22 protein-coding genes and 1 pseudogene are annotated in these 20,015 nt (G+C 67.4%); 8 read left to right on the forward strand and 15 right to left on the reverse strand.

Going from position 1 to position 20,015, the window contains the following annotated elements; genetic code table 11:
• Both BXA03_RS26955 and rpoH read left to right on the forward strand, forming a co-directional pair.
• Positions 1 to 2,102: pseudogene (locus tag BXA03_RS26955) on the forward strand (hypothetical protein); the annotation flags it as partial.
• A gap of 270 nt (positions 2,103 to 2,372) precedes the next feature.
• Entirely contained in the window at positions 2,373 to 3,308 is a 936-nt protein-coding gene (rpoH, locus tag BXA03_RS25440) for an RNA polymerase sigma factor RpoH (RefSeq protein WP_076511977.1), read from the forward strand.
• A gap of 76 nt (positions 3,309 to 3,384) precedes the next feature.
• Here rpoH and BXA03_RS25445 read toward each other — a convergent pair whose 3' ends face one another.
• From BXA03_RS25445 to BXA03_RS25465, 5 genes are read right to left on the reverse strand one after another with little or no spacing between them, the layout of a single operon-like run.
• A complete protein-coding gene (locus BXA03_RS25445; RefSeq protein ID WP_083716531.1) occupies positions 3,385 to 4,029 on the reverse strand; it encodes an SCO family protein in 645 nt (214 codons plus the stop codon).
• A complete protein-coding gene (gene cyoE, locus BXA03_RS25450) occupies positions 4,026 to 4,931 on the reverse strand; it encodes a heme o synthase (RefSeq protein WP_076511979.1) in 906 nt (301 codons plus the stop codon). The genes BXA03_RS25445 and cyoE overlap by 4 nt, the downstream gene beginning before the upstream one ends.
• Positions 4,928 to 6,121, reverse strand: coding sequence for a COX15/CtaA family protein (locus BXA03_RS25455; protein ID WP_369822473.1), 1,194 nt, complete (start codon positions 6,119 to 6,121; stop codon positions 4,928 to 4,930). The genes cyoE and BXA03_RS25455 overlap by 4 nt, the downstream gene beginning before the upstream one ends.
• Before the next feature lie 5 nt (positions 6,122 to 6,126).
• Positions 6,127 to 6,846, reverse strand: coding sequence for a hypothetical protein (locus BXA03_RS25460; RefSeq protein WP_076511980.1), 720 nt, complete (start codon positions 6,844 to 6,846; stop codon positions 6,127 to 6,129).
• Positions 6,800 to 7,606, reverse strand: coding sequence for an SURF1 family protein (locus tag BXA03_RS25465; RefSeq protein ID WP_076511981.1), 807 nt, complete (start codon positions 7,604 to 7,606; stop codon positions 6,800 to 6,802). Before BXA03_RS25465 ends, BXA03_RS25460 begins: the two co-directional genes overlap by 47 nt.
• A 50-nt stretch (positions 7,607 to 7,656) precedes the next feature.
• On the opposite strand from BXA03_RS25465, the gene BXA03_RS25470 reads away from it, so the two are divergent.
• A complete protein-coding gene (locus tag BXA03_RS25470; RefSeq protein ID WP_076511982.1) occupies positions 7,657 to 7,878 on the forward strand; it encodes a twin transmembrane helix small protein in 222 nt (73 codons plus the stop codon).
• A 93-nt stretch (positions 7,879 to 7,971) separates the two neighbouring features.
• Here BXA03_RS25470 and BXA03_RS25475 read toward each other — a convergent pair whose 3' ends face one another.
• The 8 genes from BXA03_RS25475 to BXA03_RS25505 all read right to left on the reverse strand — a co-directional run bounded on the left by BXA03_RS25475 (position 7,972) and on the right by BXA03_RS25505 (position 14,351).
• The gene (locus tag BXA03_RS25475) at positions 7,972 to 8,853 is read right to left on the reverse strand and encodes a cytochrome c oxidase subunit 3 (RefSeq protein ID WP_076511983.1); all 882 of its coding nucleotides are present in this window, start codon (positions 8,851 to 8,853) and stop codon (positions 7,972 to 7,974) included.
• 55 nt (positions 8,854 to 8,908) lie between these two features.
• Positions 8,909 to 9,133, reverse strand: a complete 225-nt coding sequence (locus BXA03_RS25480; RefSeq protein WP_076511984.1) for a DUF2970 domain-containing protein — start codon at positions 9,131 to 9,133, stop codon at positions 8,909 to 8,911.
• The gene (locus tag BXA03_RS25485; RefSeq protein WP_076511985.1) at positions 9,130 to 9,753 is read right to left on the reverse strand and encodes a cytochrome c oxidase assembly protein; all 624 of its coding nucleotides are present in this window, start codon (positions 9,751 to 9,753) and stop codon (positions 9,130 to 9,132) included. Before BXA03_RS25485 ends, BXA03_RS25480 begins: the two co-directional genes overlap by 4 nt.
• Positions 9,754 to 9,761: 8 nt before the next feature.
• Positions 9,762 to 9,872 carry a cytochrome oxidase small assembly protein gene (locus BXA03_RS27400; RefSeq protein WP_017761738.1) on the reverse strand — a complete coding sequence of 37 codons (111 nt, stop codon included), beginning with the start codon at positions 9,870 to 9,872 and terminating at the stop codon, positions 9,762 to 9,764.
• 17 nt (positions 9,873 to 9,889) lie between these two features.
• Complete coding sequence (gene ctaD / locus BXA03_RS25490) at positions 9,890 to 11,524, reverse strand: cytochrome c oxidase subunit I (protein ID WP_076511986.1); 1,635 nt, start codon at positions 11,522 to 11,524, stop codon at positions 9,890 to 9,892.
• A 48-nt stretch (positions 11,525 to 11,572) separates the two neighbouring features.
• On the reverse strand, positions 11,573 to 12,742 hold the full coding sequence (coxB, locus tag BXA03_RS25495) for a cytochrome c oxidase subunit II (RefSeq protein ID WP_076511987.1): 1,170 nt from the start codon (positions 12,740 to 12,742) through the stop codon (positions 11,573 to 11,575).
• A 66-nt stretch (positions 12,743 to 12,808) separates the two neighbouring features.
• Positions 12,809 to 13,288, reverse strand: coding sequence for a DUF2244 domain-containing protein (locus tag BXA03_RS25500; protein ID WP_076511988.1), 480 nt, complete (start codon positions 13,286 to 13,288; stop codon positions 12,809 to 12,811).
• 148 nt (positions 13,289 to 13,436) lie between these two features.
• A complete protein-coding gene (locus BXA03_RS25505) occupies positions 13,437 to 14,351 on the reverse strand; it encodes a class I SAM-dependent methyltransferase (RefSeq protein ID WP_076511989.1) in 915 nt (304 codons plus the stop codon).
• A gap of 119 nt (positions 14,352 to 14,470) precedes the next feature.
• On the opposite strand from BXA03_RS25505, the gene BXA03_RS25510 reads away from it, so the two are divergent.
• The 3 genes from BXA03_RS25510 to BXA03_RS25520 all read left to right on the forward strand — a co-directional run bounded on the left by BXA03_RS25510 (position 14,471) and on the right by BXA03_RS25520 (position 16,165).
• Positions 14,471 to 15,178, forward strand: a complete 708-nt coding sequence (locus BXA03_RS25510; protein ID WP_143476470.1) for a ComF family protein — start codon at positions 14,471 to 14,473, stop codon at positions 15,176 to 15,178.
• Between the two features lie 82 nt (positions 15,179 to 15,260).
• Positions 15,261 to 15,731, forward strand: a complete 471-nt coding sequence (locus tag BXA03_RS25515; RefSeq protein ID WP_076511991.1) for a tRNA (cytidine(34)-2'-O)-methyltransferase — start codon at positions 15,261 to 15,263, stop codon at positions 15,729 to 15,731.
• A 152-nt stretch (positions 15,732 to 15,883) separates the two neighbouring features.
• Complete coding sequence (locus BXA03_RS25520; RefSeq protein WP_076511992.1) at positions 15,884 to 16,165, forward strand: DUF4148 domain-containing protein; 282 nt, start codon at positions 15,884 to 15,886, stop codon at positions 16,163 to 16,165.
• Positions 16,166 to 16,186: 21 nt separating this feature from the next.
• On the opposite strand, the gene BXA03_RS25525 is transcribed toward BXA03_RS25520, so the two are convergent.
• Both BXA03_RS25525 and BXA03_RS25530 read right to left on the reverse strand, forming a co-directional pair.
• Positions 16,187 to 16,645, reverse strand: coding sequence for a MaoC family dehydratase (locus BXA03_RS25525; RefSeq protein WP_200803437.1), 459 nt, complete (start codon positions 16,643 to 16,645; stop codon positions 16,187 to 16,189).
• A 124-nt stretch (positions 16,646 to 16,769) separates the two neighbouring features.
• Positions 16,770 to 17,393: a ParA family protein gene (locus BXA03_RS25530; RefSeq protein WP_076511993.1), complete on the reverse strand. Its 624-nt coding sequence runs from the start codon at positions 17,391 to 17,393 to the stop codon at positions 16,770 to 16,772.
• An 87-nt stretch (positions 17,394 to 17,480) separates the two neighbouring features.
• Here BXA03_RS25530 and BXA03_RS25535 point away from each other — a divergent pair, with 87 nt between their 5' ends.
• On the forward strand, positions 17,481 to 18,143 hold the full coding sequence (locus tag BXA03_RS25535) for a glutathione-regulated potassium-efflux system oxidoreductase KefF (RefSeq protein WP_143476471.1): 663 nt from the start codon (positions 17,481 to 17,483) through the stop codon (positions 18,141 to 18,143).
• 2 nt (positions 18,144 to 18,145) lie between these two features.
• Positions 18,146 to 20,002: a glutathione-regulated potassium-efflux system protein KefC gene (gene kefC, locus BXA03_RS25540; RefSeq protein ID WP_076511994.1), complete on the forward strand. Its 1,857-nt coding sequence runs from the start codon at positions 18,146 to 18,148 to the stop codon at positions 20,000 to 20,002.
• Positions 20,003 to 20,015 lie beyond the last annotated feature (13 nt).

Genomic DNA, 20,015 nt, shown 5'->3' on the forward strand with positions numbered 1-20,015 from the left:
TCGTGAGCAGCGACGGCCCGCTGGGCGGCGTGCTCGGCGCCACGGGCCTGGACGGCGTGGTGGGCGGCCTGCTGGCCGAGGACGGCGTGGTGGGCGGCCTGCTGGCCGAGGACGGCGTGGTGGGCAACCTGCTCGGCAGCGTCGCGGGCGATAACGGCCTGGTGGGCGGCCTGCTCACCGAGAACGGTCTGGTGGGCGGCCTGCTTGCCGAGGACGGCCTGGTCGGTGGCCTTGTGGCCGACGACGGCCTGTTGGGCGGCGTCGTGGGCAATGGCGGCATCGTGGACGGCCTGACCGACACGCTGCTGGGCGACCAGGGGCTGGTCGGCGGCCTGGTGGGTGGCACCCTGGGCGGCCCGCTCGATGCCGTGCTGGGCGACCAGGGCGTGCTGGGCGGCGTGCTCGGCGACAACGGCCTGGTCGGTGGCCTGCTGACCGAGGACGGCCTGGTCGGTGGCCTGGTGGGCGAGAACGGCGTCGTCGGCGGTCTGCTGGGTGGTGACCTCCTCGGCGGTGACCTGCTGGGTGGCGTGCTGGGCGAGGACGGCGTGCTCGGCGGCCTGACGGGCGGTGACCTGCTCGGTGGTGACCTGCTGGGTGGCGTGCTGGGCGAGAACGGCGTGCTCGGCGGCCTGACGGGCGGCGATCTGCTGGGCGGTGACCTGCTCGGCGGTGTGCTCGGCGAAGACGGGCTGGTGGGTGGCCTGCTCGGGGGCCTCACCGGCGGTGGCGAGGGCGGCACGGGCAGCCAGCTGCTGGACCCGGCTGCGGGCGTGGTCTCCGACACTGTCGCCAGCCTGGACAGCCTGCCCCTGGTGGGCGACCTGGGTCTGACGGACACGCTCGCGCCGGTGACTGGCCTGGTGGACAGCACGACCAGCACCGTGAGCGGTGCGCTCTCGCCGCTGCTGGGCGACAGCTTCACGGCCAACGACCCGAACACACTGGATCCGGTGGACGACGTGGTCGGCACGGCCACCGGCGCGGTGGACGGCCTGGTCTCGCCACTGACCGAAGGCCTGCTCGGCTCGATGCTCGTGCACGACGCGCTCTCAGGCGTGACGCAGCAGGTGGACTACCTGACCGACGGCGTGGCGCACCTCGCCGACGGCGCGCTGGGTGGTGACCTGCTGGGCGGCCTTGCCGGCGGTGATCTGCTCGGTGGTGACCTCCTGGGTGGCGTGCTGGGCGAGGACGGCGTGCTGGGTGGCCTGACGGGCGGCGACGTCCTGGGTGGCATCAACGGTGGCGATCTGTTGGGCGGTGTGTTGGGCAACGACGGCCTGCTGGGTGGTCTGACGGGTGGCGATCTGCTCGGTGGCCTCACCGGCGATACCGGTGTCGTGGGCGGCCTGCTCGACAGCGTGACCGGCGACAGCGGCCTGCTGGCTGGCCTCACCGACGGCGAGCTGCTGGGTGGCGACCTGCTCGGCAGCGTGCTGGGTGAGGACGGCCTACTGGGGAGCCTGACCGGCGGCGGCCTGCTCAATGGCCTCACCGGCGACACAGATGTCGTGGGCGGCCTGCTCGACACGGTGACTGGCGACAGCGGCCTGCTGGGCGGCCTGACCGGCGGCGAGCTGCTGGGCGGGGACCTGCTCGGCAGCGTGCTGGGAGAGGAAGGCATCCTGGGGAGCCTCACCGGTGGCACTCTGGCGGGCGGCGATGTCACTGGCGGGCTGCTCGGCAACGACGGCATCGTGGGCGGCCTTGTCGACACGGTCACCGGTGCGGATGGTGTGCTGAGCAACGTCACGGCCGGCGATCTTCTCGACAGCGTCCTGGGTGACAGCGGCCCGCTCAGCGGCGCCCTGGGTGGTGCTGCGGGTGCCAACGATCTGCTGGACAGCGTGCTCGGCGACAACGGCGCTCTGGCCGGCGTGCTGGACACGGTCACCGGTGACGGCGGCATTCTGGGGGGCAACGTTGGCGGTGCCACCGGAGGCTTCCTGTCTGGAGAGGGCGCTGTCGGCGGCCTGCTGGGCAGTCTGGTCGGCACCGTCTCGGGTGCGACGGAGCCGGTGTCCAGTGGTACGGGCACCGGCACGGCAAACAGCCCTGTCGGCGCAGTGTCTGGTCTGCTCCAGAACCTTCTGGGCTGAGGGTGATGAGCCGGTGACCGTGCGCCTGCGGCGACGCATCACCGGCGCCATCGGCCGCGGCTGGCGGGCCAAGATCGTTTCACCCGGGCAGAAGCCACTCCAGGCGATGTCCCAGGTGGACGATGGCAGACGCAGGACGGGGCGACGTCGCGGCTCCGCCCGCGTCCTACCAATAAAAACTATCGACTATGCGGCAATGATGGGAACTCACCCGGCTGTTAGCACTCCAAACTGGCGAGTGCTAACATCCTCAAGCAAGGAGTAACCCTGATGTCCAACCTGTCTGCTGTGTCTTCGCAGTCGCTGGCTGTTGCCAACCCGTGGGCGATGGTGCCCCCGCTGGGCAATCTGGACGCCTACATCTCGGCGGCCAATCGCCTGCCCCTGCTTTCCCAGGACGAAGAGCGCAATTTCGCGCGCCGTCTGCGCGACGAGGGCGACCTGCAAGCTGCAGGTGCGCTGATCCTGTCGCACCTGCGCCTCGTGATTTCGATCTCCCGCCAATACCTGGGCTATGGGCTGCCGCATGGCGACCTGATCCAGGAGGGCAACATCGGCCTGATGAAGGCGGTCCGCCGCTTCGATCCCGACCAGGGCGTGCGGCTGGTGAGCTACGCCATCCACTGGATCAAGGCCGAGATCCACGAATACATCCTCAAGAACTGGCGCATGGTGAAGGTGGCGACCACCAAGGCCCAGCGCAAACTGTTCTTCAATCTGCGTTCGCTCAAGCAGGGTTTCAAGGCCGGGGCGGTCGATGCCGACACGCACCGCGACACGTTGAACAGCGAAGAGATCGGCATCGTCGCCGAGCACTTGAATGTCAAGCGCGAGGAAGTCGTGGAGATGGAAACGCGCCTGTCCGGCGGCGATGTGATGCTGGACCCGACACCTTCGGACGGCGAGGACGAGGCGTTCGGTCCGATTGCCTACCTGGCCGACGCGACGCAAGAGCCCACGGCCCAATTGGAATCCCGCCAGCGCGATCGGCTGTCCACGGATGGCATCGCCACGGCGCTGGAGACGCTGGATGCCCGCAGCCGCCGTATCGTGGAAGAGCGTTGGCTGAAGGTGAATGACGACGGCTCCGGCGGCATGACGCTGCATGAGCTGGCTGCCGATTACGGTGTTTCGGCCGAGCGCATCCGCCAGATCGAATCGGCGGCGATGAAGAAGATGAAGAAGGCGTTGGCCGAGTACGCATGAGCGTCACCCGCGTCGAAAGAAACCCGGCCGCGGCCGGGTTTTTCTTTGGGAGACTGCCGCCAGCGGGCCGCCCCGCTCAGTTCGACGACAGCAGCGTCTTGAGGTCGGAGGCCATCGCGTCGGTGCCCAGGCCATAACGGGCATACAGGCGCAGCCGTCCTTGCGGGTCGTAGACGAAGCTCGCGGCCGAATGGTCCATCGAATAGCTGGTGGGCGTCTTGCCCTCCACCTTCTTGTAGTAGACCTTGAAATCCTTGGCGAGTGCGGGCAGCTGGTCAGGCTTAGGGATCAGCGCCAGGAAGCTGGGATCGAAGGCGGTCATGTAGGCCTTCATCACCTCGGCCGTGTCGCGCTCCGGGTCCACGGTGACGAACAGCACCTGCACGCGTTGGCCGTCCGCCCCGAGCTTCTCGCGCACCTGGAGCATCTCGCTCATGGTAGTAGGGCAGACATCGGGACACTGCGCGTAGCCGAAGAAGAGCACCACTGCCTTGCCCTTGAAGTCCGCCAGGGTGCGCTCGCGGCCGTTCATGTCGGTCAGGCGGAAATCCTTGGCGTAGTCGGCACCGGTGATGTCCACGGCCTGGAAGCTGGGCTTGGGCTCGGTGCAGGCACCCAGCGCCACGGCGGCGCAGCCGGCGCCGAGCAGTTGCAGCGCGCGGCGCCGACCCGCCAAACTATGCGCGGGCGTCGAAGTAGGCGAAGACGGTCGATCGGTCATAGGACGTAGTGGTCCACCAGCAGTGCCGCGAACAGCACACTCAGATGGATGAGCGAGAAGCGGAAGGTCTTGCGCGCCAGCTGGTCGGAATAGCGGCGCCACAAGGCGTAGGCATAGCCGCAGAAACCCACGCTGACGGCAATGGCGGCCAGCAGGTAGAGCCAGCCGCTCATGCGGTAGACGAAGGGCATCAGGCAGGCCGCGAACAGGATCAGGGTGTACAGCAGGATCTGCAGCCGCGTGTACTCGTTGCCATGCGTGACGGGCAACATGGGCAGGCCGGCTCGGCGGTAGTCCTCCACCCGGTAGAGTGCCAACGCCCAGAAGTGCGGCGGCGTCCACAGGAAGATGATGAGGAAGAGGATCAACGCCTCGGGGTCCACGCTGCCCGTCATGGCGGCCCAGCCCAACACCGGAGGCATCGCACCGGAGGCACCGCCGATCACGATGTTCTGCGGCGTGAGCGGCTTGAGCACCACGGTGTAGATCACGGCATAGCCGACGAAGGTGGCGAAGGTGAGCCACATGGTGAGCGGGTTGACCGCGAACCACAGGATCGCCGAGCCAAGCGCACACAGCCCGCCCGAGAACAACAGCGTCTGCCGGTCGGAGAGCTCGCCACGCGCCGTTGGCCGCCAGGCCGTGCGCTTCATGCGCGCATCGATGCCCTTCTCGACCAGGCAATTGAAGGCTGCAGCCGCACCCGCAACCAGCCAGATGCCGATGCAGGCCTCCGCCATGCGCAGCAGCTCGGCCAGCGTCGGTACCTCGGGCACTGCCAGCACCATGCCGATCAAAGCGCAGAAGACGATCAGCTGCACCACACGCGGCTTGGTGAGCGCATAGAACTGCCGCCACACGCTGGTGATGGGCAGCTGGGCGGGACGGGCCGGCGCGCTCACGACCTCGCCTCCTGTGGACCGAAGGCAGGTCGCCGCACTGGCGCCTGCGGCAAGCCGCCCAGCTGCAAGCGGCTTTCGCACAGCGCCCAGGTCATTGCCGTGGCCAACGCCGCAGCACCGCCGGTGTGGAGCACCGCCGCGGCCAGCGGCCAGCCCAGCAGCACATTGCCAAGACCCGTGGCCAACTGCAGCAGGGCCAGGCCGCCCAGCCAACGGGCCTGGGTGCGCAGGGCGGGAACAGGGTGAAGCTTGAAAAAGAGCACGATGAGAACGGCAAAGACCGCATAGGCCATCAGGCGGTGTGTGTAGTGGATGGCCGTGAGCGAGGCGAACTCGATGGGCACGCCGGCCGGGTCGACGCCGAGGTGGCGCCAGGGCTGGAAGCCCTGGGCGAAATTCATGGTGGGCCACCAGCTGCCTTGGCACTTGGGGAATTCGGTGCAGGCAAGTACCGCATAGTTGGTGCTGACCCAGCCACCGAGCGCAATCTGCGCGACCAGCAGGCCCATGCCCAGCCACAGCCACCGACGAAGAGAGGCAGGCACAGCGGTGGGTCGCCGGGCAGCGGCCGCCTGCTGATAGCGCACGGCCTGGATGCACAGCAGCATCAGCAGCACGATGGCGCCCATCAGGTGCAGCGTGACGATGGCCGGGAAAAGCTTCCAAGTGACGGTGAACGCACCGAAGGCGCCCTGCAGGCATACCCACACCAGCGTGGCCGCAGGCCACAGAGGATTGAGGACCTGAGGCTCACCGTCTGGTTGCAACCGTTGCCGGCGCCGTGCCCACCAAGTTGAGAGGGCCAGGGTGACGATCAGCGCTCCGACGCCCGTGGCCAGATAACGGTGGACCATCTCGATCCAGGCCTTGGCATGCGTGACAGGACCGGTCGGCTGCGCCGACTGCGCCATCGCGATCTCATGGCGCGCGCCCACGGGGCTGGCATTGCCATAGCAGCCCGGCCAGTCGGGGCAGCCCAAGCCGGAATCGGTCAGGCGCGTGAAGGCACCGAACAACGTGAGGTCGAAGGTGAGGAAGAGCGTCAACACCGTGAGCGCATGGAGGCGGCGCGCCGCCCCCGCACCGGCGTTGCGCCGCCACACCCACAGCACGGGGCCAAGCGCGAGCAGCGCGCCGCCGAGCAACAGCAGCGCCACGGGCTCGAAGTCGTAGAGGGCCTGGGTCTGCACGTCGATCACCGCCCCGGCTGGTCCCACGAACTCGACGCGCGCAGCAGGCGGTCGAGGTCGCGCTTGGCCTTGGCCGCGCTCTTGAGGTCCATGCGGGCCGGGAAGCGCATCATCCAATTGCCCATCGGGTCGACGACGTACAGGTGCTCGCCGATGGCGGCGCCCGACGCCGGCGTCAGCCACTGGGCGAGCGCGTCGGAGGACACACGCAGCACGGTCGCGCCTTCGAGCGCGGCCTGCAGCCGGTTCGGTATGGGCGCGTCATCGGACACCAGCCAGACGCGGTCGACGCGATCCTTCTCGCGCCCCAGCGTCTCGCGCAGTTGCCGCTGAAGATAGAGCTGCTGCTCGCATAGCTTGTCGCAGGCGCCACCGCCCACCGCCACGATCAGCCACTGGCCTTTCAGCCCGGCCAATGGCTGGATCGCGCCATCGGGCGTACGGGCCTGTACGGCCGGCACCGGCCGCTGCGGATCGATCAGCTCCCCGAACACGCTGCGGCTCTGTGGCCGGATCACGTAATAGGTGAAGTACGAGGCGATCACGGGGGCCGCACAGCACAGCAGCACCAGCGCCATCTGCCAGCGGCCCCGCTTGCGCTGACGACCGGCATTGGCGTCCCCGCCCAGCGCCTCGTCAGGCGAAGGCATCGAATGGACGGTCAGGCCCAGGGGTTCGTCAGCGAGAGCGGCGACGGCGGGGCGCGATGAGTTGGAACCAGACATAGAGGATGACCACCAGGGCGGCAAGCCCGAACCACTGGAAGGCGTAGCCGTAGTGCTTTTCGATGCCCAGCGCCGGCGCCGGCCACTCGCGCAGCAGACCTTCGGAAGCGGGGCCGACCTGCTGCAGCGAAAAGTCGGTGCGCAGCGGCAGCCCGGTCTCGTTGCGGAAAGTCTCCAGGTCGAGATTCTGCCGGATGCGGGCATGGGCGACGTCTGCAGGCTTTTCCAGCAGAGGCGCCGCGGCAGAGGCGGGCTGGGCCGGCGGATCTGCACCCAGTTGCAGCAGCCTGGCGGGCGGCAATTCGATGCGGGCCTCGATGTCCACCAGTCCTGCGGGCGTCTCGACCGGTGGCAGTTGGGTGCGGTCCGCAAAATTGCGGGGCACCCAGCCGCGCTGGACCATCAGCGTCTGGGCCGTGCCCTCCAGCGCAAACGGGGTGAGTACATAAAAGCCGGGCTGGCCATGCATCTGCCGGTTGTCCAGGAAGATCGTCTGCGTGGGCAACCACAGGCCCCGCAGCCGTACCTTGCGGTGGAGTTCGGTGACCGCCTGTTCCACACCCAGGAAGTCCGACATCTCCAGGGCAGGATAGCCCTGCTGCGCCTCGACGCTGGCCTGCAGCGCCTCCTTCTGCGCCGCACGCGAAAGCTGCCAGCGCCCCAGCGCGACGGCCGTGGCCGCCACCACGAGGGCAGCAAGGGTGATGATCCAGAAACGCACCGCAGGGTGGGCACGCGACGGGGAAGAGGAAACCCGCATCCGGTCACGCATGGCGGTGGACTCGGCCGTGGCCGCTCATAATCGAACTCATGAAATATCTCGTGGCCCTGGGCTTCGTGGGCATCCTGGGCAGCCTGGCATGGGCGCTGTTCCACATGCTCACCGGTGGACGCGATGGCAAGTCCAGGTCGGGGGGCATGGCTCGCGCGCTGACCGTTCGGATCGGGTTGTCTGTGATTTTGTTCCTCTGCCTGCTGCTCGCCTGGAAGCTCGGCTACATCCAGCCGACCGGCTTGCCCGCAGGGCGCTGAGCCCCCAGTAGACGACAACAAAAAAGCGCCTTGCGGCGCTTTTGTGCTTTCTGGGCCTCGATCATAGCGAGGCCCCTCCGCTGGGCTTGTCGGTCAAAGCCAATAGACGAGCACGTACAGGCCGAGCCACACCACGTCTACGAAGTGCCAGTACCACGCTGCGCCCTCGAAGCCGAAATGGCGCTCCGGCGTGAAGTGGCCCTTCATGAGGCGGAGTGTGATGAACAGCAGCATCAGCATGCCAACGAACACATGCAGACCGTGGAAGCCGGTCAGCATGAAGAAGGTGGAGCCATAGGCACCGGAACTGAGCTTGAGATTGAGCTCGGTATAGAGGTGGTAGTACTCATAGCCCTGCACACCCAGGAAGATCACGCCGAGCAGCACAGTGATCCACATGAAGCGGATGGTCTGGGCACGATGGCCGGCACGCAGTGCATGGTGGGCGATCGTCAGCGTCACGCCCGAGGACAGCAGCAGCGCCGTGTTGATGGTCGGCAGCCAGAAGGGACCCACGGTCTGGAAGGGCTCGACGATGCCGGCCGGCGAGCCGGTGGCGCCGGCCTGCACGCTGGGCCACACGGCCCGGAAGTCGGGCCACAGCAGTGCGTTGTCCAGGCTGCCCAGGGCGGGCAGCGAATGGGTGCGCGTCCACCACAGCGCTGTGAAGAAAGCGCCGAAGAACATCACCTCAGAGAAGATGAACCAGCTCATGCTCCAGCGGTAGGAAAGGTCGATCCGCGCGCTGTACTTGCCGGCCTCGCTCTCACCCACCGCTTCGCGGAACCACTGGAACAGCACCACCCACCACCAGATCAGGCCAAAGGCGAGCGAGTACGCGCCCCAGGCATGGTCGTTGATCCACTGCCCGGCCCCGAGGATGACGAAGAACAGGCCGATGGCGGCCATCAGCGGGTGGCGCGATGGGCCCGGCACGAAGTAGTAAGGCGCAGTGCCGTGGGTGGTCGAACTCATGTTGCTCCTCGGGCTTGATCTTTGTCTTGTGGTTGGCAGGCGAACGGGTATGGGCTCAGGTCGAAACAGCGAACTTCACCAGTGCGAGCAGCACGGCAATGAGCACCAGCACGGCGACGAAGCCCACGGCAACGATATGCAGTGGGGACAGACGCGAGATGTCTTCCTGGTATTCGCTGTGTTTGCGGACGCCGAAGAAGCCCCAGGCGACGGCCTTGACGGTCCGCCACAGCGAGGGCTTGTGGGGCCGCGGTACGGTGTTGTCCTGTGGTCGCGTCACGAGCGCGGCTCCCCACCCCCGGCTGCCGCCGTGGGCGCTGGCGGCGTGCGGCCGCCGACCTCGAAGAAGGTGTACGACAGGGTGATTGTCTTCACATCCTTGGAGATGCGGGGGTCGATCACGAAGGCGACGGGCCACTGTTTCTTCTCGCCCGCGTCGAGCGTGTATTGGTTGAAACAGAAGCACTCCAGCTTGTTGAAGTAGGGTGCAGCCTGCTGCGGCGCATAGCTGGGCACGGCCTGCGCGGCCATGCGACGGTTCTGCACATTCTGGAATTCGTACATCACCGTGTGCAGTTCGCCCGGATGCACCTGCATCGAGCGCTGCGCGGGGGCGAAGTCCCAGAGACCATGGGCATTGGCGTCGAACTCGACCGTGATGGTGCGCGAGGTGTCGACCTGCGTATTGCCGGGCAACCTCGCCGCTGCGCCACCCTTCGCACCACCGGGAACCTCCAGCTCGGAGCGCGCCAGCACATTGATGCCCGTCACCTCGCAGATGGCGCGGTACAGAGGCACGAGCGCATAACCGAAGGCGAACATGCCCGCCACCACGACCGTGAGCTTGCCCACCATCTGGACGTTCTCGCGCCGAAGGCGCCGGGCGAACTGCAGTGCCATGAGCGTCCTCAGTGGCCCAACCAGACCATGCGGATGATGAAACCGATGAAGAACAGCACAGCGATGGAAGCCAATGTCAGGCCCATGCGGCGGTTGTTCTTCTTCTGATCGGGCGTCATGACAACGACGTCGGCGTTCAGCCGATCACCTTGGTCGCGGTAGCGTCCAGGCGGGGCGGGTTCTCGAAGGTGTGGAAGGGCGCAGGCGACGGCACTTCCCATTCCAGGCCTTCAGCGCCTTCCCAGGGCTTCTGGGGCGCGGGCTCGCCCTTGCCGCGCATGGCAGGCAGTACGACGAAGAGGAAGAAGTACACCTGCGCCAGGCCGAAGGCGAAAGCACCCACCGACGCGACAGCGTTGAAGTCCGCAAACTGCATCGGGTAGTCGGCGTAGCGGCGCGGCATGCCAGCGAGACCCAGGAAGTGCATCGGGAAGAAGGTGACGTTGAACGAGATCAGCGACCACCAGAAGTGCAGCTTGCCGCGAGCCTCGTCGTACATCACGCCGGTCCACTTGGGCAGCCAGTAATACACGCCGGCGAACATGGCGTAGAGGGAACCCGCCACCAGCACGTAGTGGAAGTGGGCCACCACGTAATAGGTGTCCTGCAGCTGGATGTCGATGGGTGCCACGGCCAGGATCAGGCCAGTGAAGCCGCCCATCGTGAACACGAAGATGAAGCCCACGGCGAACAGCATCGGCGTCTCGAAGGTCATCGAGCCCTGCCACATGGTCGCGATCCAGTTGAAGATCTTCACAGCCGTCGGCACCGCGATCAGCATGGTCGCGTACATGAAGAACAGCTGGCCCGTCACCGGCATGCCAGTGGTGAACATGTGGTGCGCCCACACGATGAAGGACAGGATGGCGATGGAACTCGTGGCGTACACCATCGAGGCATAGCCGAAGAGCTTCTTGCGCGCGAAAGCCGGCACGATCTGGCTGATGATGCCGAAGGCCGGCAGGATCATGATGTAGACCTCGGGGTGGCCGAAGAACCAGAAGATGTGCTGGTACATCACCGGATCGCCGCCGCCGGCTGGATTGAAGAAGTGCGTGCCGAAGTGGCGGTCCGTCAGCGTCATGGTGATCGCGCCGGCCAGCACGGGCATGACGGCGATCAGCAGGTAGGCCGTGATGAGCCACGTCCAGCAGAACATCGGCATCTTCATCAGCGTCATGCCAGGGGCGCGCATGTTGAGGATGGTGACGATGATGTTGATCGAGCCCATGATCGACGAGGCACCCAGGATGTGCATCGCGAAGATGCCTGCATCCATCGAGGGGCCCATCTGCAGGGTGAGCGGCGCATACAGCGTCCAGCCGGCGGCCGGCGCGCCGCCGGGCATGAAGAAGGAGCCGACAAGCATCAGCGCCGCAGGAATCATCAGCCAGAAGCTGAAGTTGTTCATGCGCGCGAAGGCCATGTCGCTGGCACCGATCTGCAGCGGGATCATCCAGTTCGCGAAGCCGACGAAGGCCGGCATGATGGCGCCGAACACCATGATGATGCCGTGCATCGTGGTGAACTGGTTGAACAGCTCTGGGTTCACCAGTTGCAGGCCGGGCTGGAACAGCTCGGCGCGGATCAGCAGCGCCAGAACGCCGCCCACCATCAACATGGTGAACGAGAACAGCAGGTACAGCGTGCCGATGTCCTTGTGGTTGGTGGCGAACATCCATCGGCGCCAGCCGTGCGGGTGGTCGTGGTGTTCGTCGTGCACATCGCCACCGTGGGCGGCGTGACCGTGCGGGTCGAGAACTGCGCTCATGTCGTTATTCCTTGGCTGACTCTCGGTGGGACTGCAGTGGCGCCGGCATCACTTGCCGCGCTGTGCCAGCACCTCGGCCGGCTGCACGAGTTGGCCCGTCTTGTTGGACCAGCTGTTCTTGGTGTACGAGATCACCGCAGCGATGTCGGTGTCGGACAGTTGTTTCCACGAGGGCATCGCGCCGTTGTTCTGGCCATTGAGCAGCACATGGATCTGCTTGGTGTGATCGGCGTCGAGCACCACGGCCGCGCCGTCGAGCGGCTTGATCGGGCCGGCGCCCTTGCCATTGGCCTGGTGGCAGGCGGCGCAGTTGGCGGCATAGACCCGTTCACCGCGGGCCAGGATGTCGGGCAGCGTCCAAACCTTGTTGGGGTCGTCCTGCTTGGCGGCCGCTTCCTTCTTCTTGGTGTCGACCCAGGCGGTGTAGTCGGCAGCGGACAGAACCTTGACGTGGATCGGCATGTAAGCATGCTCCTTTCCACACAATTCCTGGCATTGACCATAGAAATCGCCAGTTCGCTCGGCGCGGAACCAGGTGTCGCGCACGAAGCCCGGGATCGCGTCCTGCTTGATGCCGAACTGTGGCACCGCGAAGGCGTGGATCACGTCGTTGGCCGTGGTGATGATGCGGATCTTCTGCTTCTCGGGCACCACCAGCGGGTTGTCGACCTTGAGCAGGTAGTCGTTGGGCACGTCGCCCTTTGCGCCGGCATCGGACAGGGCGCGGTGCGAGCTGTCGAGCGTGGAGATGAAGGACAGGCCTTCGCCCTCCCCCTTGATGTAGTCGTAGCCCCACTTCCATTGGTAGCCGGTGACCTTGATGGTCAGGTCGGCGTTGGTGGTGTCCTTCTGGGCCACCAGGATCTTGGTGGCAGGCAGAGCCATCAGGATCACGATGATGAAAGGCACGATGGTCCAGATCACCTCGACCACCACGGACTCGTGGAAATTGGCGGCCTTGTGCCCGACCGATTTGCGGTGCTTCCAGATGGAATAGAACATCACCGCGAACACGCCGACGAAGATCACAAGGCACAGCAGCAGCAGCGCGTTGTGGAGGGAGTGCTGCTCCTCAGAGATGCGCGTGGCCCCCACCGGCAGGTTGAGCTGGCGCACCATCGGTCCGCCCGGCAGATCTTCGACTGCGTGCGCGGCACCGCTGAAAGCCACGCCAGCCGCCAGCATCCATCTTGCCGGCACGGTCCAAATGCTCTTCATCGTGTTCACTTTTTTCAGACCTTCAAACAATCCACCGTCTCCACCATCCGCCAGCGCCGCGCGAGCCTAATAGGCTTCGCGCAGTGCGCTGCGGATCTCCCGTGCCAGTGCGGCCCGAAGCTCGGGGCGCACATAGCGCCCCACGCAGACCGAACGCCCCTGCGCCGACACCTCGATCAGCGAGCGGTCGCTCCCCTGAGGCTCGACGCGCACCTGATGCCGCAGGAATTCCGCACGCTCCACGTTTCCACCATGTTCGTGCTCGATCACGAGCCGGCCGTCCTGAAGCGCGATGCGCTCGCCGTCGGTCGCATGCCGCGCGTAGAACATGAACGCCAGGCCCACCGCAGCGAGCTCGAGCCACGCGAAAGGCAAGATGAGCTTGGCGCCCTGCAACCAGAACACGGCGCCGATCCCCAGTGACACCACGCACAACGATGCGTACGCCCACCCGAGCTGGATGGGCGTGATCGAGCAATTGCGGCGCAGGAACCAGTGAATGCTCTGGCCCGAAACAGTGGCGAAGCGAAACACGGGATTCGGCACGGGCGGGTGGGGCTCTTTCGAGGGTGTGTCACTGCCGCCAAGGGCCAGTCCCAGGGACGCAGGCACTCAAGAATTGTAGCGTGGCACCCTGTTTCGGCAGTCGGGGCAAGCCCTGCCCCGGAGGCACTTGCCAGGGGCGCGCAAGCGGCTAGGCGCCTTCCCGCCCACGCCGCAGCATTTGGCGCATGTCATTCAGACCGATGGCGCTTTCGGGGGCGACGGCCACCCGCGAAACCGGCTTGAAGGCGTGGCCGTAGATGATCTCGAAAGTCAAGGCGATGCGTCCGCCGTGCTCGGCGGACGCCAGGCCGGCCAGCAGATCCAGCATCTGCGCACGCCAGTCCCGCCCGCGCAGGGCCGGGAAACGCTCGCGATGCAGGTTGCGTCCCAGCGTGCGCAGTTCGGCAAGTGCTGCCTCGGGCGAGCCCCAGGTCAACACGATGCGCTCCATGTCCATCACCGGTTCGGCAAAGCCGGCGTGCACCAGCATGTCGCCCCAGTCGTGCATGTCGGTGAATGCATGGGCGGGCGCTGGCCACCCACGCGACTGGTAGGCCGCGCGCAGCTCGATCAGCGTGTCGGGCCCGAGGCCCGAAAACATCAGGAAGCCATCTGTGGCGACCCGGCGATGCCAGTCGGCGATGAGCAATTCAGGATCGGCCGCCATGTGCAGGCCCATGTTGGCCCACAGCAGGTCGACACCACCCTCCGGCAAGGCCCCGAAAAGCTGCGGCCGGCCACCGCGCCAGCGCTTGGCGCTCCACCACGGCGCGGCAAAGGCGGCCGCCGTCGGCGCGTGCAAGGCGGATTCGGGCTCCTGGACATGCACGGCCGCCTGGGGATAGCGCTGCGCCACCCGCTGGTGAACCTCGAGGCCGCCACGAAGCGGCGACCAGTCGGCCCAGTGACGGGGCGTGGCCTTGATCCACTGCAGACGCTCCTCCATCCGCCGCCCCACTTCCTCGTGCAGCCAGGGCGCGGCGTCGCCGGGTGCCTGCCGCGCCCAACGACGAGCGGCCACCGGGTCGATGGTGGGCGGCCGGGATGCGGGAGAGGAGGACATGGCGCTCAGCAGGCGCGCCGCGTGCGAATCGTCACGGCGGCGGGTAGGGTCGTCAAGGAGCGCGCCAGTATATTGAGCCGATGCCGACCTCTGCGCCGACCCGGCCTGCGTTCGCAGGCATGAAACGCCTGTTCAGCGCGCTGCTCGGGCTGCTGCCCAGCCAATGCGCCCTGTGCCGGGCCTGGCCAAACGCGGTGCTCTGCAGCGCCTGCCTGGACCAGTTCGCCGTTGCCGTGCCGCGCTGCCGCCGCTGCGCACTGGCCGTCCCACCCGGCCAGCCCATCTGCGGCGGCTGCCTGCGCGACCCACCGCCGCTGGACGAGTGCGTTGCCGCCTGCGATTACGAGTGGCCCTGGAGCGCCTGCGTCTCGCGCTTCAAGTTCGCGGGCGAAGCCGGCTGGGCCACTCCGCTGGCGGCGGTGCTGCAACGCCATCCGCGGGCGACCCACCTCATCGACACCGCCGATCTCGTGCTGCCCATGCCACTGTCGCTGGAACGCCTGCGCGAGCGCGGCTTCAACCAGTCCCTGGAGCTCGCGCGACGGCTGGCGCCCGGCCGCTGCAACCCGCACGTGCTGCTGCGGCCCATCCACACACCGCCCCAATCGGGGCTGAGCCGGGCCGACCGGCTGCGCAACCTCCGAGGCGCCTTCGCCGTGGCGCCCGACCTTGCCGACGCCGTGCGCGGCCGCCGCGTACTCCTGATCGACGACGTGATGACGACCGGTGCCTCGCTCAGCGCCGCGGCCCAGGTGTTGCGGCAGGTTGGTGCGACACAGGTGACAGGCCTGGTGCTGGCGCGCACGCCCCCGCCGGGCTGGACATGAGCTGCGGCGGCAGTCGTCGGCCGCGCGGCGGCTGCCGGCCGCGGTTAAGCTCGCCGCCCCTGCCCCGCCTGGTCGACCGCCCATGTTCCGCATCGTTCTCGTCGAGCCCGAGATCCCGCCCAACACGGGCAACGTGATCCGCCTCGCGGCCAACACCGGCTGTGAACTCCATCTCGTGGAGCCGCTCGGCTTTTCGATGGAGGACCGCCTGCTGCGTCGCGCCGGACTCGACTACCACGAGTTTGCGCGGGTCGAGCGCCATGCCAGCTGGCAGGCCCTGGTGGAACGGCACGCGCCGGCGCCCGAGCGAACCTTTGCGCTCACGACACGCGGCACGCGCATGGTGCACGAGACCCTGTTCGAGCCCGGCGACTGGCTGGTGTTCGGGGCCGAGACGCGAGGACTGCCCCCCGAACTGCGCGCACGCTTTGCGCCTGCCCAGCAATTGAAGCTGCCGATGCGGCCGGGCCAGCGCAGCCTCAACCTGTCGAACGCGGTGGCCGTGACGGTGTTCGAGGCCTGGCGGCAGAACGGCTTTGCCATGGAAGGCTGAGGAGGCCGCCGGGAAAAACACGGCGCCCTGGCGCATGCATTTGTTGGCTACCCGCGAATCCAGGCGGCGAGACCGGGCGTATCTGGAATAGGCGCCGCAGAGCCATGGGGCAACCCGGCGCCGCCTCTTCCACCCTTTCTCAGGAGCCTCTCATGATCCGCAAGCTGACCGCCGTCGCCCTGGCCACCCTCTTCACCGCCGGCGCCGCCCATGCGGTGGATGGCGAGATGTCGCCCAACCCGCCCGCCCCCTTCCAGTCCAAGCTGTCGCGAGCACAGGTCCAGGCCGAAGCCCGCAATGCGCCCACGCCCAACAACGGAGGCACCGGCGTGCTGCAGGTTCGCGGCAACGCCGACCGGGCCATGGTGCGCGCAGGCGCACTGGTCAATGCCCGCCAGGGCTGCGCCAATTGCGCAGAGGTCGGCACGATGTAAGAGGCGCTGCGCGCCCCTGCCTCAGGGGTAGCGCCGCATGACCGACTCGGCCACGCAGGCCGGCTTCGGCACGCCTTCGAGCTCGATGGTGCTCTGCCACACCATCTGGTAGCCGCCTTCGATGGTCTCGCTGGACAGCAGCTTGAGATGGGCGCGCAGCCGGCTGCCGACGGGGACGGGTGACATGAAGCGCACCCGGTTCAGTCCGTAGTTGACGCCCATCCGGGCTTGCACCACCTCCACCGCGGTGTCGAAGAAGGTGGGCAACAGCGACAGCGTCAGAAATCCATGGGCGATCGGTGCACCGAAAGGCCCGGCCTTGGCCCGCTCGACGTCGACATGGATCCACTGGTGGTCGCCCGTCGCCTCGGCGAACTGGTTGACCTGAGCCTGCGTCACGGTGGTCCATTCGCTGGTGGCGATGTCCTGACCCACGCAAGCGTGAAGGTCGGCCAGGGTCTGGAAGATGCGCTTGGTCATGCGGCAGATGATGCCGCCACCCGATGCGCGCAAGTGTCTGCGCGGGGACAGAGCCACTCAGGTCTTTCCCGGAAGGACGCTGCGCAGACACGACATTCAGACTTCAGCCAGTGCCGTTGCGCCCTCAGCTTTCGAGCCATTCGATCAGGGGGGCCCACTGCGCCATGTCGCGCTCGTAGCGCGATGGCGACAGGTCGAACAAGGTCAGTCCATGAGCAGCGACCTGGACATAGTTCTGCGTTTCGCGCAGTTCCGTGACCAGCGGCATCTCCACCTGGGCCGCGAATTCACGAAGCCGCTCGGCCGCCAGCGTACGCAATCCGACGCGCATGCCCACCAGTCCGATGCGCGGCACGCGTTTGCCCGAGAGCCGCTCTGCCAGCCGGTCCAGGAATTCGCGTGTGGCAAAGATATCGAACAAGCTGGGCTGGACCGGCACCACCACCTTGTCCGCCAGGGCCAGCACTTCCTTGAAGCGCCAGCCATGCAGGCCCGCAGGCGTGTCGAGCACTGCGTGCGTGGTGCCCGGGGGCGGCCGCACCACGCTGCCCTCGCCCTGCGCCTCCCAGCTGCGGATGGGCGCGACCTGCGGCGGCCGCAGCGACAGCCACAACCGGGACGATTGCTGACGGTCCACATCGCCCAGCATCACCGGATGGCCCTGGTTGGCGAAATGGCCCGCGATGTGCGTGGCGATCGTGGACTTGCCTGATCCCCCCTTGGGATTGGCGACGAGAACCACCGGCATGCAGCGCTCCTGAGCTTGGACGGACCTTAGATGGTAGGGCCCGACGCCGCCGCCGGACCAGCACGAGTTTGCGCTATGGTCGCCGCCATGCCGACCATTCCAACCTCAACATCCGGCGCCCCCATCGAAGAGCCTGGGACGGCAGCGATCTATGTGCTGGCCGCCCATCCCCATTGGCGGGAATCGCGGGCCAACCGGCGCCTGCGCGATGCCGCCGCGCGTCTTCCAGGCGTCCAGGTCAACGACCTCTACGCCCGCTACCCCGACTACGCCATCGACGTGGAGGCCGAACAGCAACGCCTGGCGGCCGCCGAACTGGTGGTCCTGCTGCACCCGATCCAGTGGTACAGCATGCCGCCGCTGCAGAAGCTCTGGCTGGACGAGGTGCTGGACTATGGCTGGGCCTACGGGCCAGGCGGCGGGGCGCTGCGCGGCAAGTCGCTCTGGCTCGTGGCCAGCACCGGCGGCGCCGAGGACAGCTACCACCCTGCGGGCTACAACCGCTATTTCTTCGACGCATTCCTGCCGCCCTATGAGCAGACCGCCGCCTTGTGCGGCATGCGCTTCCTGCCGCCGCTGCTGCTGCACGATGCGCGGCGCGTGCCGGAAGCCGAACTCGCCGCGCATGAGAACGTGTTCGTGCAAAGGCTGGCCAGCTACCCGGACTGGCCCGAGATGGCCGAACTGGACGACTGCCCCGAGTGCCGCGTGCCGGTGGGCGACCGGCCCCAGGGCCCGGGGGTGCGCTGACCATGGAACACGCACCCGCCTGGCTGACCAACAGCCTCATCTACCTGGGCGCCGCCGTGCTGGTGGTGCCCCTTTCACGCGCGCTCGGCCTGGGCTCGATCATCGGCTACCTGGTCGCCGGCATCGCCATCGGCCCCACCGGCCTCGGACTGGTGTCCAGCGTCGAGGAGGTCCTGCACTTCGCCGAGTTCGGCGTGGTGCTGATGCTCTTCCTGGTCGGTCTGGAACTGGAGCCGCGCCGGCTCTGGCTGCTGCGCCGGCCCATCTTCGGCTGGGGAAGCGCCCAGGTGCTGGGCTGCGCCGTGGTGCTGTTCGCCGTGGGCTGCCTGGCCGGCGCACCGTGGCGTGTCTCGCTCGTCGCGGCGCTCGGCCTAGCGCTGTCGTCGACCGCCATCGCGCTGCAGGTCTTCGGCGAGCGCAAGCTGCTCAAGACAGCCAGCGGCCAGGCGGGCTTTTCGATCCTGCTGTTCCAGGACGTGGCGGCCATCCCCATCCTGGCGCTGCTGCCGGTGCTGGCCAGCGGTCCGGCCGACGCGCCGCTGGACGCGACGGCGCGCGCGCTGGAGGCCGCCAAGATCATCGGCGTGGTCGGCGGCATCGTGCTGGGCGGCCGCCTGGCGCTGCGGCCGATCCTGCGCTGGATCGCCCGCAGCAACACGCCCGAGATCTTCACCGCCGCCTCGCTGCTGCTGGTGGTCGCCATTGCCGCGCTCATGCAGTTCGTGGGCCTCTCGATGGCGCTGGGTGCCTTCCTCGCTGGCGTGCTGCTGGCCGAAAGCGAGTACCGCCGCGAGCTGGAGACCGACATCGAGCCCTTCAAGGGCCTGCTGCTCGGCCTGTTCTTCATCGCGGTGGGCATGAGCATCGACTTCCGCGTGCTGCTCGCGCAACCCCTTCTGATGGCCGCACTGGTGGTGGGCTTCATGGTGCTCAAGTTCGGCGTCATCCTGCTGCTTGCACGCGCCATGGGCTTGCCGGCGCGCGAGCGGCCTGTGTTCACGCTGCTGCTGGCGCAGGGCGGCGAGTTCGCCTTCGTGGTCTTCCAGACGGCGGTCGGTGCGCAGGTGCTGGCACCGGAGACCTCCTCGCTGCTCGTCGGGGCGGTGGCGCTGTCGATGCTGCTGTCGCCCCTGCTGCTCGTGCTTTTCGACCGTCTCATTCCGGACCCGCAGAGCCAGGCGCAGGTGGAAGAAATCTCCGAGCCGCAGGAGGCCCAGGTGCTGATCTGCGGCTTCGGCCGCTACGGCCAGATCGTGGGCCGCGTGCTCCTGTCGCAAGGCATGCCGGTGACGGTGCTCGACCACGACCCCGACACGGTGGAAGGCCTGCGGGAGTTCGGTTTCCGCGTGTTCTACGGCGATGCGACCCGGCTCGACCTCCTGCGCATCGCGGGGGCCGGTCATGCCCGGGCCATCGTGGTGGCCGTCGACGAGGTGACCACCTGCCTGGCCATCGTCGACCTGGTGCGGGAGCACTTTCCACAAGCGGAGATCATCGCCCGCGCGCGCAACCTGGGGCACTACTACCAACTGCGCGACCGCGGCATCACGCTGGCCGAGCGCGAGCTCTTCGAGTCGTCGCTGCGCAGCGCGCGCTCGGTCCTGGAGACGCTCGGCTGGCCGGCGCACGAAGCGCGCGAGGCCGCCATGCACTTCCGTCAGCGCAACCTGCGCATCGCGGAAGACAGCTATCCCCACTACAAGGACCGCAAGAAGCTCATCGCCGTGGCCAAGGAAGGCCGCCAGCAGTTCGAGGAGCAGATGGCCCGGGAGCGCGAGGAACGCCGGAGGGCACGCGACTCATGGGGCGTGCGGCACGAGGGCCAGGGCGACGGGGCACGCGCCGAAAGGCCCGACTGAGCGGGCCCGCCTC

The sequence above is a fragment of the Pseudacidovorax sp. RU35E genome, from assembly GCF_900156165.1.
Lineage (GTDB): Bacteria > Pseudomonadota > Gammaproteobacteria > Burkholderiales > Burkholderiaceae_C > Xenophilus.

What these genes read in the sequence shown, in the direction of transcription:
- BXA03_RS25505 (WP_076511989.1), bottom strand. Translation starts at nt 14,351, where the DNA reads ATGTCCTCCTCTCCCGCATCCCGGCCGCCCACCATCGACCCGGTGGCC.
- BXA03_RS25460 (WP_076511980.1), bottom strand. Translation starts at nt 6,846, where the DNA reads ATGTCTGGTTCCAACTCATCGCGCCCCGCCGTCGCCGCTCTCGCTGAC.
- BXA03_RS25520 (WP_076511992.1), top strand. Translation starts at nt 15,884, where the DNA reads ATGATCCGCAAGCTGACCGCCGTCGCCCTGGCCACCCTCTTCACCGCC.
- kefC (WP_076511994.1), top strand. Translation starts at nt 18,146, where the DNA reads ATGGAACACGCACCCGCCTGGCTGACCAACAGCCTCATCTACCTGGGC.
- BXA03_RS25515 (WP_076511991.1), top strand. Translation starts at nt 15,261, where the DNA reads ATGTTCCGCATCGTTCTCGTCGAGCCCGAGATCCCGCCCAACACGGGC.
- BXA03_RS25485 (WP_076511985.1), bottom strand. Translation starts at nt 9,753, where the DNA reads ATGGCACTGCAGTTCGCCCGGCGCCTTCGGCGCGAGAACGTCCAGATG.
- rpoH (WP_076511977.1), top strand. Translation starts at nt 2,373, where the DNA reads ATGTCCAACCTGTCTGCTGTGTCTTCGCAGTCGCTGGCTGTTGCCAAC.
- BXA03_RS25475 (WP_076511983.1), bottom strand. Translation starts at nt 8,853, where the DNA reads ATGAGTTCGACCACCCACGGCACTGCGCCTTACTACTTCGTGCCGGGC.
- BXA03_RS25530 (WP_076511993.1), bottom strand. Translation starts at nt 17,393, where the DNA reads ATGCCGGTGGTTCTCGTCGCCAATCCCAAGGGGGGATCAGGCAAGTCC.
- BXA03_RS25525 (WP_200803437.1), bottom strand. Translation starts at nt 16,645, where the DNA reads ATGACCAAGCGCATCTTCCAGACCCTGGCCGACCTTCACGCTTGCGTG.
- BXA03_RS25465 (WP_076511981.1), bottom strand. Translation starts at nt 7,606, where the DNA reads ATGCGGGTTTCCTCTTCCCCGTCGCGTGCCCACCCTGCGGTGCGTTTC.
- coxB (WP_076511987.1), bottom strand. Translation starts at nt 12,742, where the DNA reads ATGAAGAGCATTTGGACCGTGCCGGCAAGATGGATGCTGGCGGCTGGC.
- ctaD (WP_076511986.1), bottom strand. Translation starts at nt 11,524, where the DNA reads ATGAGCGCAGTTCTCGACCCGCACGGTCACGCCGCCCACGGTGGCGAT.
- BXA03_RS27400 (WP_017761738.1), bottom strand. Translation starts at nt 9,872, where the DNA reads ATGACGCCCGATCAGAAGAAGAACAACCGCCGCATGGGCCTGACATTG.
- BXA03_RS25470 (WP_076511982.1), top strand. Translation starts at nt 7,657, where the DNA reads ATGAAATATCTCGTGGCCCTGGGCTTCGTGGGCATCCTGGGCAGCCTG.
- BXA03_RS25535 (WP_143476471.1), top strand. Translation starts at nt 17,481, where the DNA reads ATGCCGACCATTCCAACCTCAACATCCGGCGCCCCCATCGAAGAGCCT.
- BXA03_RS25510 (WP_143476470.1), top strand. Translation starts at nt 14,471, where the DNA reads ATGAAACGCCTGTTCAGCGCGCTGCTCGGGCTGCTGCCCAGCCAATGC.
- BXA03_RS25445 (WP_083716531.1), bottom strand. Translation starts at nt 4,029, where the DNA reads ATGACCGATCGACCGTCTTCGCCTACTTCGACGCCCGCGCATAGTTTG.